15 protein-coding genes are annotated in these 17,769 nt (G+C 55.3%); 12 read left to right on the forward strand and 3 right to left on the reverse strand.

The genetic code is table 11. The features are described 5' to 3' along the window. Nucleotides 1-18 precede the first annotated feature (18 nt). From BMX55_RS01170 to BMX55_RS01225, 12 genes are all read left to right on the forward strand, one after another. Nucleotides 19-351 (forward strand): STAS domain-containing protein, encoded by a 333-nt coding sequence (locus tag BMX55_RS01170; RefSeq protein WP_091451484.1) that lies wholly within the window; start codon nucleotides 19-21, stop codon nucleotides 349-351. Nucleotides 352-360: 9 nt separating this feature from the next. Further along, nucleotides 361-2,511 (forward strand): chemotaxis protein CheA, encoded by a 2,151-nt coding sequence (locus BMX55_RS01175; protein ID WP_091451488.1) that lies wholly within the window; start codon nucleotides 361-363, stop codon nucleotides 2,509-2,511. Nucleotides 2,512-2,523: 12 nt separating this feature from the next. Next, nucleotides 2,524-4,176: a methyl-accepting chemotaxis protein gene (locus BMX55_RS01180; protein ID WP_091451492.1), complete on the forward strand. Its 1,653-nt coding sequence runs from the start codon at nucleotides 2,524-2,526 to the stop codon at nucleotides 4,174-4,176. Beyond that, nucleotides 4,163-4,729: a chemotaxis protein CheW gene (locus tag BMX55_RS01185; RefSeq protein WP_245751193.1), complete on the forward strand. Its 567-nt coding sequence runs from the start codon at nucleotides 4,163-4,165 to the stop codon at nucleotides 4,727-4,729. Before BMX55_RS01180 ends, BMX55_RS01185 begins: the two co-directional genes overlap by 14 nt. 24 nt (nucleotides 4,730-4,753) lie before the next feature. After that, nucleotides 4,754-5,617, forward strand: coding sequence for a CheR family methyltransferase (locus tag BMX55_RS01190; RefSeq protein WP_091451497.1), 864 nt, complete (start codon nucleotides 4,754-4,756; stop codon nucleotides 5,615-5,617). Between the two features lie 12 nt (nucleotides 5,618-5,629). Beyond that, nucleotides 5,630-6,664 carry a hypothetical protein gene (locus tag BMX55_RS01195; protein ID WP_091451500.1) on the forward strand — a complete coding sequence of 345 codons (1,035 nt, stop codon included), beginning with the start codon at nucleotides 5,630-5,632 and terminating at the stop codon, nucleotides 6,662-6,664. Nucleotides 6,665-6,708: 44 nt separating this feature from the next. After that, nucleotides 6,709-8,010, forward strand: a complete 1,302-nt coding sequence (locus BMX55_RS01200) for an NYN domain-containing protein (protein ID WP_091451502.1) — start codon at nucleotides 6,709-6,711, stop codon at nucleotides 8,008-8,010. 445 nt (nucleotides 8,011-8,455) lie between these two features. Beyond that, nucleotides 8,456-8,764, forward strand: coding sequence for a DUF3649 domain-containing protein (locus BMX55_RS01205; RefSeq protein ID WP_091451504.1), 309 nt, complete (start codon nucleotides 8,456-8,458; stop codon nucleotides 8,762-8,764). Beyond that, complete coding sequence (locus BMX55_RS01210) at nucleotides 8,761-10,515, forward strand: PepSY-associated TM helix domain-containing protein (protein ID WP_091451507.1); 1,755 nt, start codon at nucleotides 8,761-8,763, stop codon at nucleotides 10,513-10,515. The genes BMX55_RS01205 and BMX55_RS01210 overlap by 4 nt, the downstream gene beginning before the upstream one ends. Nucleotides 10,516-10,518: 3 nt before the next feature. Beyond that, nucleotides 10,519-10,851 carry a DUF3325 domain-containing protein gene (locus tag BMX55_RS01215; protein ID WP_091451510.1) on the forward strand — a complete coding sequence of 111 codons (333 nt, stop codon included), beginning with the start codon at nucleotides 10,519-10,521 and terminating at the stop codon, nucleotides 10,849-10,851. 314 nt (nucleotides 10,852-11,165) lie between these two features. Further along, nucleotides 11,166-11,891: a TonB-dependent receptor gene (locus tag BMX55_RS01220; RefSeq protein ID WP_091451514.1), complete on the forward strand. Its 726-nt coding sequence runs from the start codon at nucleotides 11,166-11,168 to the stop codon at nucleotides 11,889-11,891. Nucleotides 11,892-11,918: 27 nt separating this feature from the next. Beyond that, complete coding sequence (locus tag BMX55_RS01225) at nucleotides 11,919-14,093, forward strand: TonB-dependent siderophore receptor (protein WP_091451516.1); 2,175 nt, start codon at nucleotides 11,919-11,921, stop codon at nucleotides 14,091-14,093. Nucleotides 14,094-14,114: 21 nt separating this feature from the next. Here BMX55_RS01225 and BMX55_RS01230 read toward each other — a convergent pair whose 3' ends face one another. The 3 genes from BMX55_RS01230 to BMX55_RS01240 are packed head-to-tail and all read right to left on the reverse strand — an operon-like array spanning nucleotide 14,115 to nucleotide 17,744. After that, entirely contained in the window at nucleotides 14,115-15,203 is a 1,089-nt protein-coding gene (locus tag BMX55_RS01230; protein WP_177172794.1) for a DUF1513 domain-containing protein, read from the reverse strand. Nucleotides 15,204-15,207: 4 nt separating this feature from the next. Continuing rightward, nucleotides 15,208-16,281 (reverse strand): hypothetical protein, encoded by a 1,074-nt coding sequence (locus tag BMX55_RS01235; RefSeq protein ID WP_091451523.1) that lies wholly within the window; start codon nucleotides 16,279-16,281, stop codon nucleotides 15,208-15,210. Continuing rightward, nucleotides 16,278-17,744, reverse strand: coding sequence for a di-heme oxidoreductase family protein (locus tag BMX55_RS01240; RefSeq protein WP_245751195.1), 1,467 nt, complete (start codon nucleotides 17,742-17,744; stop codon nucleotides 16,278-16,280). Before BMX55_RS01240 ends, BMX55_RS01235 begins: the two co-directional genes overlap by 4 nt. Nucleotides 17,745-17,769: the final 25 nt, after the last annotated feature.

A 17,769-nucleotide genomic window follows, 5' to 3' on the forward strand; every position in this document is an offset into this window, starting at 1 on the left:
TCTTTTAAGGTGTGCCGTATGGAAATCATTCAGGAAAGATTGGGGGACAAATGTTGCCTGCATCTGCGCGGCGATTGCAACATTTACCACGCTGGCGCACTCAAAGCGGCCCTGTTCGACACGTTGCGCACCCCGGCTCCCTTCGATATCGACCTATCAGGCATCACCGAAATCGACACCGCTGGCATCCAAGTGCTGATGGCAGCCAAAAATCATGCACGGGCCCATGGTGTTGAGTTGCGGCTTTTGGGCCACAGCTCACCAGTGTTAGAGCTGATCGAGATTTATGACTTGGCCGCCTGGCTGGGCGATCCGCTGATTGTGGCGGCGGCACCAGCCCACCACGGATAGGGGCATGCCATGGACTTGAATGACGCATTGCACACCTTTTTTGATGAGAGCCGGGGCCTGTTGGTGGACATGGAGGCGGCACTGATCCACCTAGAGCAGACGCCCAATGATCCCGAAGCCATCAATGCCGTGTTTCGTGCTGCCCACACCATCAAGGGGGCAGCGGGTATGTTCGGCCTTGATGATATTGTGTTGTTCACGCACCATTTAGAAACCCTACTGGTGCTGGTACGCGAAGGCACCGTACCCCTGAGCAGTGACCTGATTGGCCTGCTGCTGCAAAGTGGCGACCATGTCGGCCACCTGCTCGATGCCATGGCAGCTGGTGGTTTGCGCAGCGACACCCTACTGCACACCGAGCACCAATTGCTGGCGCAACTGCAACGCGCCTGTGGCAGTACCAACGGCGCCATAGAGGTAGCTTCGCTGCCCAAAATAGATTTCAATACCCCTGAGAGCCTCAACAGTGACGAGCTTTGGCACCTGTCTCTGCGTTTTTCTCCGACGGTAATGCAGCAAGGTTTTGAGCCGGCCTCCTTCATCCACCATCTGCGCACGCTGGGACGCATCGTCCAAATCAGCACCCTGACGCATGCGCTGCCCGCCTTGAGTGAGATGGACCCAGAATGCTGCTATCTGGGCTTTGAGATTCGCTTTGCCAGCCATGCCAGTAAGAGTGAGATCGAGGGCATTTTTGAGTTTGTCAGTGACGATTGCCAGTTGCGTATTCTGCCCCCCGATAGCCGGGTGGAAGATTATTTGCGCCTGATTGATGAACTGCCCGCCGACCGAATGCGCTTAGGAGAAATTCTGCGGGCCTGTGGTGCCCTGACCGAGCAGGAATTGCAACGCGCCCTACAAGAGCAGGCCGAGACCCCCCAAGAGCACCAGCCCTTGGGGGCCATCCTGATCGAAGAGCAGGCCGTTCAACCCGAACTGGTGCAGGGCGCTATTGGCCGCCAAAACGAACTGCGCCAACGCCAAGCCCAAGAAGCCAAGCTGATCCGCGTGCATTCGGACAAGCTCGATACCCTGATTAACCGGGTGGCCGAACTCGTCATTGCCAGTTCTGCCGTGGGCGTGCTGGCGCGGCACAACAAAGATCGCTCTATGCGCGAGGCCGCCTCGATCGTCTCGCGCCTGACCGAACAGGTGCGCGATGGTGCCATGATGCTGCGCATGGTGGAGATTGGTGAGATCTTTAACCGCTTTAAGCGCGTGGTACGTGATGTGTCTAAAGAAACGGGCAAAGAGATTGAACTGCACATTGGTGGTGCCGAGACCGAGCTGGACAAAATCTTGGTCGATAAAATTGCCGACCCTTTGACGCATCTGGTGCGCAATGCCATTGACCACGGGATTGAGCTACCAGCTGTGCGCTTGCAGCGCGGCAAAACCGCCGTGGGGCGCTTGGATTTGCGTGCCTCCCATGAGGCTGGGGTAATTGTGATTGAGATGTCCGACGATGGCGCGGGTCTCAACCGTGAGCGCATTTTAGCCAAGGCAGTGCAAAAGGGCCTGATTGCTGCTGATGCCGAACCCAGTGATGCCCAAATCTGGGAGCTGATTTTTGAGCCGGGGTTTTCTACCGCAGAACAGGTTAGCAACCTGTCTGGGCGTGGTGTGGGCATGGATGTCGTCAAGCGCAACATCGAGGCACTGCGCGGCAGTATTGACATTGAAAACCGCCCCGGTCATGGCGCTACTTTTCGCATCCGTCTGCCCTTGACGTTGGCTATTATTGATGGATTCTTGATGTCGGTCAGTGACTCCAATTATGTTGTGCCTTTGGATGTAGTAATTGAGTGTATCCATTTGGCACCTGATGCCAAAAATTATGTCAATCTTCGGGGTGAAGTGCTGCCGTTGCTACGCCTACGACAGCATTTCCAATTAGAAAAACGTGATTTACGCCGTGAAAACGTGGTGGTAGTACAGGTGGGTGGGCGCAAGATGGGTCTGGTGGTAGACCAACTCAAAGGAGAACTGCAAGCGGTGATTAAGCCGCTGGGGCCTTTGATTGACGGTTTACCCGGTATTTCTGGTTCTGCCGTGCTGGGAACCGGAGAAATAGCGTTGATGCTAGACATACAAGAATTGATTCATCAAGCATCTCACACGGCGGTAGATTATGCCAAAATGGCAATCACAATCAAATAAGAGAGGTGTTGCATGTTGAATAATATTCGCATTGGCCTGCGCATGGGTCTGGGTTTTTTGCTAGTAATTTGTGCCACTATGACTATGGTGGTCGTGTTGCTGCTCGAATTAGAAAAATTTAATGATGAAATGCAAACACTGGTGGATGGTCGCTTTCCCAATGTAGTTTATTCTAACGCGCTCATTGACAATCTAAACAGTGCAAATTTGTCTATGCGTGACATCTTGCTCACGCAAGACCCTGCTGTAATCAAAAATGAAATAGAAAAAATTTCTGTTATCCGGAAAAATTTTACTGAAGCTTTGGTGAAGTTAGATAAAAACACTCAATCGGAAGAAGGAAATAAATTCCTTTCCCGCATCAAAGAGAATCGCGTTCATTATGGAAATGGCTTAGAAAAATACTTAAAATTAGTTGGAGATAATAAAAGAGAAGAAGCCTTGGTGGTTTTGCAGGGAGAACTGTACTCTGCCCAAGTTCCTTACCAAAAAAGCATTGAAGAGATGATTGATTTTCAGAGTAAGTTGGTGGAAAAGGCCGGAGGTGATGCCAATACCAGTTTTCATGCCGCTGAAAAACTGATGCTAGGGTTGTCTATAGGTACTACGCTGCTGGCGCTGCTAATTGCCTTTGTGGTTACCCGTAGCGTGATACGCCCGCTTGCACAAGCCACCAATGTAGCCAGTTTACTTGCTGAAGGCGATATCAGCGTAAAAATGGATGTACAGGGCCGCGATGAGGTAGCGCAATTGCAAGAGGCTATGAGCAACATGGTCGATAAGCTCTCGCATATCATTACTAATGTTCGTGCCACCTCTGATAGCCTTTCCAGTGCTTCAGAAGAAATATCAGCCACTGCCCAATCGCTATCACAGGGTGCTACAGAACAAGCTGCTAGTGTGGAGGAAATTTCTTCTACCCTTGATGAGACCAGTGCCTCGGTGCAACAGAACTCCGAAAATGCTGTCATTACCGACAATATGGCTACCCAAGCCGCTGCCGATGCCAGCCAAGGCGGCGATGCCGTCAACCAAACGGTTCAGGCCATGAAAAGCATTGCCAACAAGATTGGCATTATTGACGATATCGCCTACCAGACCAACCTGTTGGCACTCAACGCAGCCATTGAGGCTGCACGGGCGGGTGAGCACGGCAAGGGGTTTGCTGTGGTGGCCGAAGAGGTGCGCAAACTGGCCGAACGCAGCCAAGAAGCTGCCCAAGAGATTGGCGAGCTGGCAGGCAGCTCTGTAGCACAAGCTGAACGGGCTGGTAAGCTGCTGCAAGACATGGTGCCCACCATTCGTAAAACCTCTGATTTGGTGAAAGAAATAGCCGCAGCAAGTCAAGAGCAAAGTAGTGGTGTGGGGCAAATCAACGCCGCTGTGGGACAACTGAACCAAACCACGCAACAAAGCGCCTCCGCTAGCGAGGAGCTCGCCGCTACGGCCGAAGAAATGAGTTCGCAAGCAGAACAGCTGCAACAGTTGATGTCGTTCTTCAAAATCAACGCGACTGAAATGAGCACAGCCAGCAAGCCGCCAAGCAACCACCACTATCAGAGCAAACAGCCTACTAAGTTTGCCAATAAACCACTGCAGACTATACCTGCACGGCGTAACTTGGCTGTTAAGGGATCACCAGGGGCGGACTTTGTCCGTTTCTGAAAGGCCGATGGTGATACCAAGCACTGCACTGGCGCAGCAAGGCCAAGGGGCTGCATTGATGTTAGGACACAGCGGCCCGAAAAAACACTTAATTTTTACCCTTAATGGCGAGGTTTATGCGATTGCCATTGATCAGATCCGAGAAATCATTGGATTCCGTTCACCTACTATTGTGCCGATGATGCCTAGTTATTTGCGTGGCATCATCAATTTACGCGGTATGGTGGTGCCGGTACTGGATTTGGCTTACCGTTTTGGCCTAGCACCCAATCCGGTAGGAAAGCGAACTTGCATTATAATATTGGAGCTTCCTTTGCATCCGGATATGCCAGAACAGCATTATATGGTTGGCTTAGTAGTGGATATGGTTAATGCAGTTCTGGATATTTCTCCTAGTATGATAGAGCTTGCGCCCAGCTTTGGTGTCAGTATACGACCCGAATTTTTGCACGGCATGGCAAGAATCAAGGAAAAATTTATTTTGCTATTAAATTTGCAACGGGTAGTTGCACTTGATGAGTTAAATGCACTACGTTCAATTTCTGATAAATAAGTCTGATTCTGTATTAATTTTGGCATGGCAATAAAATATACAAAATGGGACAACAGAAATAAATCTGCCAATTTGTTGTTGTCTGACCATGATTTCAATAATTTTCGGCACTGGATCTTTGAGATATCTGGTATATCGATGGGGCCAAGCAAAAAAGCTTTAGTGGCCGGGCGCTTGGCACGCCGTGTTCAACATCATGGCTTGCGTAGTTTCCATGCTTATTTTGATTATTTGCACCATGACACAGCAGAACATCAGATAGCGATTGACTTACTAACCACCAACGAAACCCATTTTTTTCGCGAGCCACGGCATTTTGAATTGTTGCGTGATGTGGTATTGCCAGAATACAGCCAAACGCAAAAGATGCGCATTTGGAGTGCAGCCTCTTCTACGGGGCAAGAGGTGTATAGCATTGCGATGGTTTTGGCCCATGTTTTAGGCCAAGAGCCTTGGGAAATTCTAGGTTCTGATCTTTCCACCAAGGTGCTAGACCAAGCCTGCTCTGCACTGTATGACATCTCTATGGCACGAGAAATACCAGACCTGTTTTTGCGCAGTTTTTGCCTGAAGGGCGTAGGTGCTCAGAACGGGCGGTTTTTGATTGCCCCTGAAGTGACTTCACGGGTTCGATTTGCGCAAGTTAATTTGAACCAAGATTTACCCAATGTGGGGGAATTTGATGTCATTTTTTTGCGCAATGTGCTGATCTATTTTAATGAAGATACCAAACGCGGCGTGATAGACCGGCTACAAAAAAAACTCAGGCCGGGAGGCTGGTTTTTTGTCGGTCATTCTGAAAGCCTTCATGGCATCCATCCGGCACTCGAATCCTATGGTTATTCGGTGTATCGCAAACGCATGGCATCTGCCACCCCTAAGGTCTGAGAGGTCTACATCATGCAGCACCAGCCCCCCACAGGTTTGGCCGTGTTTCAGCAATGGCGACAGGCACAAAGCAGTACCCCTTCGCGGCGGCTGGGAGCCAACCCCCTAGAGGTGTACCAAGATATCTGGAACGCTTGGCTTGAGAGCTTGCAGCCCCCAGTGCCAGCATACCCCAGTGATAAACCACTCCCGCCAGCCTGTGAATGGCATCAAGCTCAGGCCGAAGACGTGGCGCATTTTTTGCGTATCCGGGCTGGCCAGCGTGCCCACCACCAACCCCAGCGCCAGCTCAGTGAAGTGACGCGCCGACGGTACTGGCGGGTGCTCGATCGAGTTTATGCCTACGCGGTGCAACAGGGCTGGATGACCACCAGCCCGGTGATGGAGTTGCCCAAGACTGAACGCCCTAAGGTGGTCGATCAACTGGGCCATTGCTTGCCACCGTTTCTGTGGGCGCAGCTACCCGCCCATTTTCCGGCCAGCGACTGTTTGCAAGGCGCACGGGATCGGGCTATTTTGCTGCTGCTCTACGAGCTGGCACTGGCCCCAGAGGAGGTGCGCACCTTGCGCGATGATGGCCTGCTCGATGACAACCGGATGCTGGTGTCTGTGACGTCGGAGGCCGTGCCGACTGCCTTGCGTGTCGAGGGCGCACGCAAGGCACAACAGCGCATTTTAAGTGTGCCCCCGCCATTGGGGATCGCCCTGATGGATTGGCTGCGTTATCGCCACGCCCATGACCCCACATTGGCCGGCGGCTTGTTATTCCATTCCCGCAAAGGCGGACGGCCTCTGTCTATTCGGGCGCTGTTCCATGTGGCCTCCAAGGTCATCCATGAGGCCCACGCTGCCCAGCCCGCCACCGCGCAAACCTATCCACTGCAACGGGTGGGGCCGCAGGTGATGCGCAATACGGCAGTAGTCACTTGGTTGCGCGCAGGAATGAGCGAAGCCGAAGTGGTCCGGCGCATTGGCGTCGATGGCGTGCGTGCGTTAGATCATTTACGCCACCAAGTGGCTCTACGAGAGCCTGTATCCGACACCTGAACGCCATTGGGGGGCACAATCGGCTCCCCCACCGTTGATTGCCTATGAAAAGCGCCCTCTTTATTGATTTTGACAACGTCTACAGCGCCCTGCGCCGTTTGGATATCCACTATGCCGAGCGTTTTGCTCGCCAACCGATAGACTGGCTGCACTGGCTGACCGATAGCCTGCCCCTGCCTGCCCATGCGCCCCCCGGTGCCAAAGGCCGGCGTTTGCTGGTGCGTCGTTGCTATTTCAACCCGCATGTTTATCAGCGTTTTCGGCCCCATTTCAACCGGGCCGGATTTGAAACCATTGATTGCCCGCCCATGACCACTGAGGGCAAGACCAGCACCGACATCCACATGGTGCTGGACATGGTTGATCTGCTGCAGCACGAAACGCGCTTTGACGAGTTCATCGTTTTTTCTGCGGATGCCGACTTTACCCCGGTGCTGCGTAAGCTGCGCCGCAGCGACCGACGCACCACCGTGCTGGCTGTAGGGTTTCCGTCGGCGGCCTACCAGGCTTCGGCAGACTTATTGATCGATACCGATGTCTTTGTGCGCGATGCCTTAGGCGAAGCCGAAGAGCACAGCGAAGCCCCGCCCTTCGCCCCCGCTGCGCGATCTGGTGGCTATCAGCCAATGGGCCACTGGACACCGGTAGAAACGACACCCCTGCCGGCCAGCGCGGTAGACCCGGTAGAGTGGAACGATATCCGCACTTTGGCTACACAAATCATTCGCCATGAAGTGGCTGCTTCCGATTTGGCAGTACCCTTGGCGCGCATGGCCAGCCGTCTGCCCGCACAGGTACCGGGGCTGGATGGCAGCAGCTGGGCTGGATTGGGCAGTTTCCGGCGTTTTATCGAAACGCTAGTGCTGTCACCGTTGTTGCTCGATTGGTCGCATTCTGGCGGCTATCTCTACGATCCCCAGCGCCATGACCGCCCGGTATCCCCTGCTGGCAGGGATGGCACCCTAGATAGTGCCGATCCGCCTTTGCTGCGCCAAGTCTGCGATGCCACCGAGGCCCCGCGCTTAGGCCGCTTAGAGTTTCGACGCCTTTGGCAAGCTATTGCCACCGACTTGGCCGAGCAGCCCTTCCATTTGCGCGACACCGGCAAACGGGTACGCGATCTGTGCCGTCTAGCGCAGTGCGATATCAGCCGCGAAGATGTGAACTGGGTACTGCGTGGGTTGTTGATGGGGGGGCACCAGTTTGGTCAGGGCCAAGATACCCCGCAAGATTTAGCTTGGCAAATGGCGCACAACCTAGAAAAGCTCTGCGCCCGCGAGGAACTCTGGCTCGATGAGAGCCAGCGGGCTGCCTTGCGCGATTGGGTGGGTGCCGATCTCGGTTAAGTTAAGTCGGCCACCAATACGAAACCGAAGCTGCTTCCAGAGCAAACCCATGCCATGCTCCAGCGGGTGTGAAATTTTGAACACTGCGTGTTTTGTGGCTATTTAAAAATATTGAATGGTAATCGTTATCATTTGATTAGAATGCTGGTTTCAGCCAGTAGTGCAGCCCACTGAGACCGGGCACCGGACCACCCGGCTCGCCCGCACTCCCCTCCTGCCAGCCAGCCAACGTTCAAGCCAGGGTGCCATGCACCCTGCGCCACGCCAGTGCGTGGCATTCTTCGTGGGGCTGCGAGCCATAGGTTTGCCGCCTTCGTTTTTTGGGCCTGGGAGTGATTGACATGCACCATCACCGAGACCGTCTGGCATCGCTTATCGCACCAGTGCGGGATGCTGGTACACCACACTGCAACGGTATGCGCCCTGATGTGGGATACGACCGATCATGAAAGCGACACACCCTATTTGGCGCTATCGTTTGGTCGTTGTTTCCCGCACTCTGGCCGCTATTGCTGGTGGCTATGCACTAGCGGCTGGAGTTTCCGCCGCGTTATCACTGGGGTTGGTACAGTTTATGCCTCGCGTCGAAGCTGTGTTGACTGCCACCATGTTGGCGTGGCTGGTCTATGCTGTGGCTGTGGGCTGGGCGTTTTATGCGCGCACGGCCTGGGGTGCATGGGGAGGAACGCTGCTGCCCGCCTTAGTGCTGGGTGCAGGTGCCATGATGCCCCAATGGATGAAGGCTGCTTCATGACAGCGACCCTAATCCCCAACATATCGGCACGGCCTGACAGCCACCAAGCACCACCTTCCAGAACACCCAATGACCGCGAGGGGTTTCGTCAGGCCATGTCATGGTTGCACACTTGGGCGGGTCTGGTTTTGGGCTGGCTGTTGTTTGCCATATTTTTTACTGGGACGTTATCGTTCTTCAAGAACGAGTTCAATCTGTGGATGCGTCCAGAGATGTATGGCCTGCCTACCGCTGGTGCAGGGGTGGCACAGAAGTCTTTGGATGCGCTCACACGCCAATCCCCCGGGCTTACGCAGTGGATCATGCACTTGCCCGATGAGCGCAACCCCGCAGTGAATATTCTGTGGCGCGATACGGGCAATGGCCGCTTCGAAACCCTGCACATGAATCCACAGACCGGCGAGGCCATCCAAATGCGCCAGACGATGGCGGGTGATTTCTTCTACCGTTTCCACTTTGAACTACGCACTGCCCAGAAAGGCCGCTGGGCCCTTGAGGGCCGCTGGGTGGTGGGGGTAGCGACGATGTTGATGTTGGTAGCGTTGATCACGGGTGTGATCACGCACCGGCGAATTTTTAAAGAATTTTTTACCTTCCGCCCAGCTAAGGGCGGGCAACGTGCTTGGCTAGATGCACACAATGTCAGTGGTGTACTGGTACTGCCGTTTTATTTGATGATTACGTTGAGTGGGCTGATGATCTTCCACTCCATGTACATGCCAGCAGGCATTGCCACGGCTTACAAGAATGAAAAAGGGGTGGACTCAAACGCCTACTTTGCCGAGTTGCAGGGGGAAAAATCTTCCAGTCGACCACGCCAAGGTGTTAACGACAAGGTAGAGCCACTGCCCAGTATTGCATTGCAACCCATCCTTGATGCGGCCATTGCTCATTGGGAAGGTGGGCGTATTGGTAGCGTGCAAGCACGCCGTGATGCCCAGGGCCATGCCGTGGTGGAGGTAACACGTCATGAAGGAGACCGCCTGCAATACCGCCCGCTGCGCCTGTTGTTTGATGCCACCACGGGCCAACAGCTAGACCATGTAAATCCCACCGGCCCAGCAGCCAAGACCTATGGTGTGCTGTATGGCCTGCACTTGGCCCGCTTTGCCGACACGGGCATGCGCTGGGTGCTTTTTGGCTTTGGGATGCTGGGCAGTTTGATGATTGCCACTGGTATGGTGCTGTGGTCTGTAAAACGCAGTACCAGAAACCAGACTTCAGTCCACCGTAAGGTAGCTACAGGGGGCGTTGCTGCCAAAGCCCCAGTGGGAGAGCGCCTAGTGGCAGGCATGAACATCACGGCTTTGGCTGGGTTGCCTTTGGCCTGTGGTGTGTACCTAGCCTCCAACCGATTGTTACCAGTGGACATTGAGGGCCGCGCCGACACCGAGTTAGCTTGGTTTTTCTGTACTTGGGGTATGACGCTGTTGTGGGCCTTGGTATGCACAGTGCTGCGTCCAAACCGCATGGGCTGGTTTGTGCCGCTGGGTGCTGCTGCTCTGGTCTGGGCTTTGCTGCCCGTGCTCAACGCCCTAACCACCCAAACTCATCTGGGAGTGACTTTACCTGCCAGAGCATGGGTGTGGGTCAGCATGGATCTATCGTTTCTGGTTACTGGCATTGTGTGCGGCTGGTTGTCGTGGCGCTTGCGACCTGGCCGTGGGCTTGAAGGCAAGGCCAGAGCGAAAAAACCAGCGCGTGCAGTAGCTGTGCAGCCATCGGCGCAAGCATCCACTTCGGGGGCTTGAAATATGTTTGCGTTTCTTCTGTGTTTTGCCGCTTGGTCTGCGATTGCATTGGGCATGGATCGCCACCATGAGGATGCCCTAGGCCATGAGGGGACAGCCCAACGCCTAACACGCCTGCGCCAGATAGGCTGGCTGTTGCTGCTGTTGTCGTTATGGCTGGCGGTAGCCTACCCCGTGGGAGGGGTATCTGCTGCACTGAGCCTGACGGCTTGGATGGTGGCACTGTCTGTTGCTGCTGTGGCGGTGACGGCCACCATTACTTGGCAGCCACAGCACATCCCCAAAATGGCGGCTGCTGCATTGTTGGCGTGTTTGCTGGTACGGGCCATCGACTAGCAATTACATATATAAAAAAGAATCATTCTCATTTGTATTGTAAAATAAAGTTTCCGCAAGCCAGTGCCGACGTATCGACCAAAGGCCATCTAGCGATATGGCGTGTTAGCACCGATCACTGCGTGCCTATTTGCGAGTTGTCCCAAGCGGTGCTGCCCATATCGGCCACGCCCAATCTGTGGAACGAAAGCCACTTAACGCTTACTTCTAAAGCGTAAGAAGCCATCAAAAAATGAGTTCGCCACCCCGGCACTGCTAGGGGGAATCGTGCGTGCTTTTGTTTTTTTGTTGAAACTCCTGAAAGGAAGACTTCTATGCCATCGACTCCATTCCTCAAGGCCCGGCTGCTTGGCACTTTGCTTGCCTGTGCCTGCATTACCACTGTTCATGCCCACCAAGTTTGGCTAGAGAACACCGCAGGCCAAGCCCGGCTGCACTTTGGTGAGTTCAACGACAACCTGCGCGAGACTTCACCTGGGGGGCTGGACAAGTTCAAGGGCGTGCCTGCACTGGAGCAGCGTGCTGGCGCTGCAACCCAACGGGTGGAGGGGCGGTTAGGTAAGGACTCCTTCAATTACACCTTGACCATGGTTGCAGAAACTCTGTTTGCAGCCCCCACCTACCCGCTGATCGACCGCAGCAAGCGTAACCTGCCTGCCATGTACTGGCAGCCCTCGGCCCGCTGGGTAGCCAGCCTAGCGCAGCCGGTGGCACCCACCGCACCATTAGACCTTGTGCCCACGGGCAAACCGGGGCAGTTGAAAGTTTTCTTTAAGGGCTCCCCTTTGGTCAAAGCCAAGGTGCAACTGGCCGCACCTTCTGGCTGGATGCGTGAGGCTGAATCGGGTGAAGATGGCACGGTAACCTTTCTCACCCCTTGGAAAGGTCAGTATGTGGCCGAGGTCAAGTACAGCGATAAGGCTCCCGGCGAAGCCCAGGGAGATAAATACGGCGAAGCCAGCTATGTGACTACGTTGACCTTCGTGCTGGCCGATGGCCTCGGATCTCCCCCACTGCCGCCTGCACCAGCCGCGCACTAAGCCGTTTTGACCAATCCACAGCACATCATGCAATCTTCTATCTCCCTGCCTCGGCCTATTCCGCGCACAGCGTTGGCGCAAGCTGTTTTGCTGCTACTGTATGGCGCCTCGGCCCACGCGCAAACCCCACCTACTGCCGAAACCATGCTCACGCCTGTGACTATCAGATCTGGTGCCGAACAGGAAAACGCCATTACCCCCGTGACTGGCTTTGTTGCCAAGCGCGCGCTCAGTGCCACCAAAACCGACACACCACTCCTCGAAACTCCACAGGCCATCAGCGTGGTTACACGCGACCAGATGGAAGCGCAAGGTGTGCAAACGCTGCGCCAAGCCACGGCCTACACCGCTGGGGCGGTGTCCAACTACTTCGACAGTCGGGTTGACAGTTTTAGCGCTCGTGGTGGCACCGTGACGCAGTACCAAGACGGCCTGCTGCGTATTTACGGCACCTACAACACGAGCCGCCCCGATCCTTACACACTGGAACGCGTAGAGTTTTTACGCGGGCCTACCTCGGTGCTGTATGGCCAAGGCAGCGTAGGAGGCGTGCTCAACCTCACCAGCAAACGCCCGCAGGCCGACACCTTGCGTGAAGTGCAGGTACAGGTCGGCAACAATGCCCGCAAGCAAATCGCCGCAGACCTGACCGGCGCGCTTGACCAAGAGGGCCAGTGGCTCTATCGCTTAGTGGCCGTAGGCCGCGACAGCGGCAGCCAGCTTGACCATGTGGACGATGACCGCCTAGTGCTCATGCCGTCGCTTACTTGGAAGCCCAACGCCGCCACCTCGCTCACCCTGCAAGCACTGCATCAAAAAGACAAGAGTGGCTCGCTCATTGGCTTTTTCCCGTGGCAAGGCACACAGTTGCCTAGCCAATACGGACAGATACCCCGCAACACCTTCATCAGCGAACCCGGTTGGGATGCGTATGACACCACCAACAACTCTTGGGGCTACCTGTTCAGCCACCAGTTCAACAGTGACTGGACGGTGCGCCAAAACCTGCGCCGCACCGTGAGCGAGGTTGACTATCGCACCATCTATACCAGCTTCACTGCCAATGCTGCCACGGGCCGCCCGGCCCGACCCGTGTTCAACAGCGACAACCGCACTGTCTATCGCGATGCAAGCTGGCAAATCAACGGTGGCCGTATGCTGTTGGTGGATACACAGATTGAAGGCAAGCTCCACACTAGCAGTGGCACCGAACACACCGTGCTGGCCGGGTTGGATGTACAGCGCAATCAAACCAGCCAATCGAGTTGGCGCAGCGTCACCGCAGCATTTGATGTGTACAACCCCGTGTACGGTAACTTCAGGCCGCCCACTGCATCGCAATTGATGCGCCAGCCCAATGTGGAGCAACGCCAATGGGGCCTTTATGCCCAAGACCAGATCAAGTGGGAGCGCTGGACTGCTACTTTGGGTCTGCGCCACGATAGCGCCCAGACCGATACCGAAGGCCGCCCCGCCGCTGCCATTGACGACAAAGCGTGGAGCAAGCGCGCAGGCGTCACCTATCAGATGGATGGTGGGTGGGCACCCTACGTAGGCTACTCTGAATCCTTCCAGCCCTTGGGTGGTGTGGACGTATATGGCACCCCCTACAAACCCCAACGCGGCCAGCAGTGGGAAGCTGGTGTGAAGTGGCAGCCACCCGGTCAGGGCATCAGCGCCTATGCAGCCTTGTACCAGTTGCGCGAGAAAAACCGCAAAACCACCGACCCCAGTAACCCGCTCAATAGCCTGCAACTGGGAGAGGTGAAAGTAAATGGCTTTGAAGCCGAGATGCAAGCGAGCCTAGCCAGCCGCTGGGACATGACCCTAGCTTATGCACTCACTGACGCCAAGATCAGCCGCAGCAATGCAGGCGATCAGGGGCAATCTGTGGCCAGTGTGCCCAAACACACAGCATCGGCTTGGTTATCCCACCGGTTTGCCAGTGAAGGGCGTGGCGGCTGGGTAGTGGGTGCAGGCTTGCGCTACACGGGGTCACAATGGAGCGGCACATCTGCGATCAGCACGCCTTCCGCTACTTTGGCCGACGCTATGGCGGCCTACGATGCGGGCGACTGGCGCGTGGCGTTCAATGTTATCAACCTGACAGATAAGGTACACATCACGCAATGCTTGGCGCGGGGAGACTGCTTTTATGGACAGGCCCGAACTTATACCCTGACATCGACATATCGGTTCTGAAAGCCATCTCTGCTTCATGGATCAGATAGACTGCCAGTGGTTATCCCACTGGTGGTGGGTGGCAGACACATGTGCATCAGCCTGAAGAAGCATTGTGTCTTGCAAAATTCCTGATTGCCCAGCGGCCAGCCATTGAGCACCGCTCTGGGCCAGTGCTCCGGCTCCAGGATGAACAATGTTTTTTATCCAGCAACCATCAACGCTGTAGACCGCCACCACACCCGCTTTGGTGCAACTGACGGCAAACCCTGCTCCGGCTAATGCAATGATGTCGCCGCCATAACCCATAACCGGTGGTTGGTTTCTGGCTGTGCGCAATGCCACACCATCCCATACCGCTAAAACCGGTGCCGTGTGACGATTGTCCACACCCGGATGTTCTGCTTGGAGGGCAATGCCCAAGCGTTGCGAGGAGGGGTTCCAAGCCAGATGGCGAATGCTCAGCCATCGATCACTTAAGCGCCACTGACCAAGAATCTCACCATCCAGCGGTGAGAGCGCCACCAGTGAAGCATCTACAGGAAACTGCGTCTGCTTGGTTCTGCCTGACTCGGCCAAGGTACGAATGCCCCCGTTAGCAACCATCAAAGTACCGGCTCGATAGCGCCCGACCGTGACGGGCAGCGCAAGCAACTGATGGGGGTCTAGCCCTTGGGTGTCAAACTCATTGATCTTTTCCAATGTCTTGGCATTTCGTACCCCTAATAGTCCGCGCTGCGATTCTTGGTCTGTTTCTGTGCTCCAGAGACATTGCCCATCCTGTGATGCTAGGATATGACCGTTGAATCGACAGTCGTCTTCTATCCAGTGCCATTGGGTGGCATGGGTGGTGCTGTTCCAACGCACAATCCAGTCTCCCGGTCGGCGGGCAACTGCAACTATGCTCCCCGAGGACTCGATCAACAAGCCGTGTGGACGTGTCGGGGTCTCCAGAGACTGCGTAACCGACCATCCACGGGTATCAAACTCCAAAATACCGATACGGTATTCGGCCTGTGCTTGCCAAGCCGCCAGCAATCTAGCCGATGGTGTTGACTCTACGGCACCCACCTTGGTTGCCAACCCCCAAGTTGCCAATATCTGAAGTGCCTGTCTGCGCGATAAGTCCATGCTTTCAATCGCCGTCGGCATCCGAGAACCCCAAGGGTATATCAAGCGCCTGTGCCACCTCGTTTTGATACCACAAGGTCACGACTTTCATTTTCTTGGCTATCGCCAAGCATTCGGTCGGGCTAGGCTGTGCTGTCAAATGCTCGACGGCCTTGCCTACCTCGCCCAACAGGGCGCTCCAGCGATTGGCGATTGCAAGATGTCCCTTTCCTCGCAGAAGGGCTTCTATTGGGATCAGTTGATTGTCATGCCGGGGAGGGGCTATTTGTTCTGGTTTGAGCAAAGCTTGTGTACGAAGTGCGTGCCATTGCACTTGCCATTCAAGCACATTGGTGGCCATCTCATGGCGCGCAAATGAGGCTGTTGCAGCAGCACGGGTACGGGCTTTTTGCAGCGGTTGTTCTATGTGGAGCCAGCGCAGACGCTCCCAACCCCCCAGCCATTGGTTAATCCATTCGGCCATACTGGTTTGTGTGGTGTCTTCAGAGCTTGTCCAGTCGAAGCTGGCCCATCGGGCAAACTCCTCGCGCAAGATCACCGCCTCGGCCTCGATGCCCTGCGCCAGCAAAACGATGTAGGAACATAGGTCTGGAGTTAGATTCTGGTAGCGCAAGAGAGCTTCGAGCGCAGGCAAGCCCTTGGCAGGCGAGCCGATGGACGCCAGCTCTGCCAACGTTTGGGGCTGGCGTGCCAACGCCTTATGCAATAAGGCTGGGCGAGTGGGCCAGAAATCGATCTGGCGTTGAGATCGGCGCTTCAATATTGGCCCCAGTGCAGGGGTTGCCAGCGCTTGCCATGACATCAAAGTCTTGGCCCATTGCCAACGCAATAATTCCAGTGTCTTTGGGTTGGCACAATAGCCTGAGGCCACCTCTACCAATATATGGGCCTGTTCTGTAAAAGCTTGGGCCAAGCTGGGCAGATGGATGCGGTAAAGGCCTTGCAGCGCCTGTGCAGCACTGTAGTAAGGGAAGACAATGGGGGCTGTTGGCTGGGCAAACACTGCGCCCCAAGGTAGCCCTAGGCCGAGCAGCGAGACCTTCAGCGCTTGACGACGCACCACAGATGCCGGTTTCATAGAGACTCCACAAATTTCACGAGGGCATCACGCTCTGGTTTGTTCATTTTTAGCACCTGTTGCTTGCTGTGCTCGGCCTCTCCACCATGCCAAAGCAGGGCCTCCAGTACATTGCGGGCACGTCCATCGTGCATCAGGCGTTGATGGCCGTTGACATCTTTGAATAGGCCAATTCCCCACAGTGGTGGGGTCTTCCACTGGCGTCCGTTGGCCAGAAAGTCAGGGCGTCCATCTGCCAATAGTGGCCCCATGTCGTGCAATAACAAATCTGTGTAGGGCCAGATGGTTTGCCCCTTCAGGTGGGGGCTAGTCAACAAGGGGAATGGCCCTTCTTTGGTCACATATTGGGGGCGATGGCATTGCGCACACTGGGCTTTTTGGAACAGCACTTGCCCACGCAAAACTTGAACATCCGTAGGCTGGCGTCGAGCGGCTGGGGCTAGTGTGGCTTGGTAAAACACGGTGTGGGCCAGGGTCTCATCGTCAATCTCTGGTTGGCTCGCAGTGGCGCTTTGGGCGGGTGTCAGCCCATCCCGGCCACTTCTCTTGCCACCGCCGTGAGGGGCGGACAGGCAATCTGTCTGAGCTGCCATGCAGGCTTCATTAGGGAACAAGGTGGAAGTGATGCCAATGTCTCCCAGAAACGCACCTGCTGTCTGGTGTGCCAGACTGGCTACATTGGCCTTCCAGCCAAACCGACCAATGCGCTCTGCACGGGCGTAGGCATCCCACACCCGATTGGGCTGGCCTTTGATAGGCCCAGACGTGTGGCTCTGGGTTTTGGCGTTTTCCAGAATGTCAGCCTCGTCAATGGCCTCTAGCAAACCAACACCTGCCAAGTGTGGAGCAATGCGCGGACTCATCAGCGTATTTGGTGATAACGGGCCATAACCCAAATCGCTCAATTCATACCGAGGTTGCAGCAAGGCATAGGGCGTGCCATCGGCAAACCGGCCTCGGAGGGCCGTGGAGTAGATACGTACCGTGCCCTCGGGCTTCACACCTTGAATAGCTGCATTGTTGAATTGATCTCCATATACAGGCTCTGGCACTACCCCAGAGCCTGCCATAGGCTTGCCAGCAACAGATAACCTGATTAGCAATGCCACGGTAGAGTCAGGCTCTGGCCCCAAGGTTTTTTGATAGGCTGGTGGTGCCCCTCGTCCATCCATCACATGGCAGCCTGCACAAGAGCGAGCAATAAAATGCGGCCCCAATCCATCGCGGGCTGTGGTGGAGGCCGGTGCTTCCACCCAGTTGCGCTTGAAGAAAGAATTGCCAATTGCAAACCGGGTGCGTTCAGCATCGTCTAGATTTGCCAACGGAAACGAAAATGCATTGCGTCCGGTGGCATAGACCGTGGTTTCTCCGCCGGTTTTCTCGCCCAGCGGGTCTGCGTTTTCGCTGGCCGATGGCCACACCGCATAGCCTAAGCATCCTAGCCCTACGAGGGTTGAAGCCATAGTTTTCGCAAGCATCGTTTTTCAA

Source organism: Giesbergeria anulus, from assembly GCF_900111115.1.
GTDB classification, from domain to species: Bacteria; Pseudomonadota; Gammaproteobacteria; order Burkholderiales; family Burkholderiaceae_C; genus Simplicispira; species Simplicispira anulus.

Coding starts and splice junctions, on each gene's coding strand:
- BMX55_RS01170 (WP_091451484.1), top strand. CDS start 19: ATGGAAATCATTCAGGAAAGATTGGGGGACAAATGTTGCCTGCATCTG.
- BMX55_RS01175 (WP_091451488.1), top strand. CDS start 361: ATGGACTTGAATGACGCATTGCACACCTTTTTTGATGAGAGCCGGGGC.
- BMX55_RS01180 (WP_091451492.1), top strand. CDS start 2,524: ATGTTGAATAATATTCGCATTGGCCTGCGCATGGGTCTGGGTTTTTTG.
- BMX55_RS01190 (WP_091451497.1), top strand. CDS start 4,754: ATGGCAATAAAATATACAAAATGGGACAACAGAAATAAATCTGCCAAT.
- BMX55_RS01195 (WP_091451500.1), top strand. CDS start 5,630: ATGCAGCACCAGCCCCCCACAGGTTTGGCCGTGTTTCAGCAATGGCGA.
- BMX55_RS01200 (WP_091451502.1), top strand. CDS start 6,709: ATGAAAAGCGCCCTCTTTATTGATTTTGACAACGTCTACAGCGCCCTG.
- BMX55_RS01205 (WP_091451504.1), top strand. CDS start 8,456: ATGAAAGCGACACACCCTATTTGGCGCTATCGTTTGGTCGTTGTTTCC.
- BMX55_RS01210 (WP_091451507.1), top strand. CDS start 8,761: ATGACAGCGACCCTAATCCCCAACATATCGGCACGGCCTGACAGCCAC.
- BMX55_RS01215 (WP_091451510.1), top strand. CDS start 10,519: ATGTTTGCGTTTCTTCTGTGTTTTGCCGCTTGGTCTGCGATTGCATTG.
- BMX55_RS01220 (WP_091451514.1), top strand. CDS start 11,166: ATGCCATCGACTCCATTCCTCAAGGCCCGGCTGCTTGGCACTTTGCTT.
- BMX55_RS01225 (WP_091451516.1), top strand. CDS start 11,919: ATGCAATCTTCTATCTCCCTGCCTCGGCCTATTCCGCGCACAGCGTTG.
- BMX55_RS01230 (WP_177172794.1), bottom strand. CDS start 15,203: ATGGACTTATCGCGCAGACAGGCACTTCAGATATTGGCAACTTGGGGG.
- BMX55_RS01235 (WP_091451523.1), bottom strand. CDS start 16,281: ATGAAACCGGCATCTGTGGTGCGTCGTCAAGCGCTGAAGGTCTCGCTG.
- BMX55_RS01240 (WP_245751195.1), bottom strand. CDS start 17,744: ATGGCTTCAACCCTCGTAGGGCTAGGATGCTTAGGCTATGCGGTGTGG.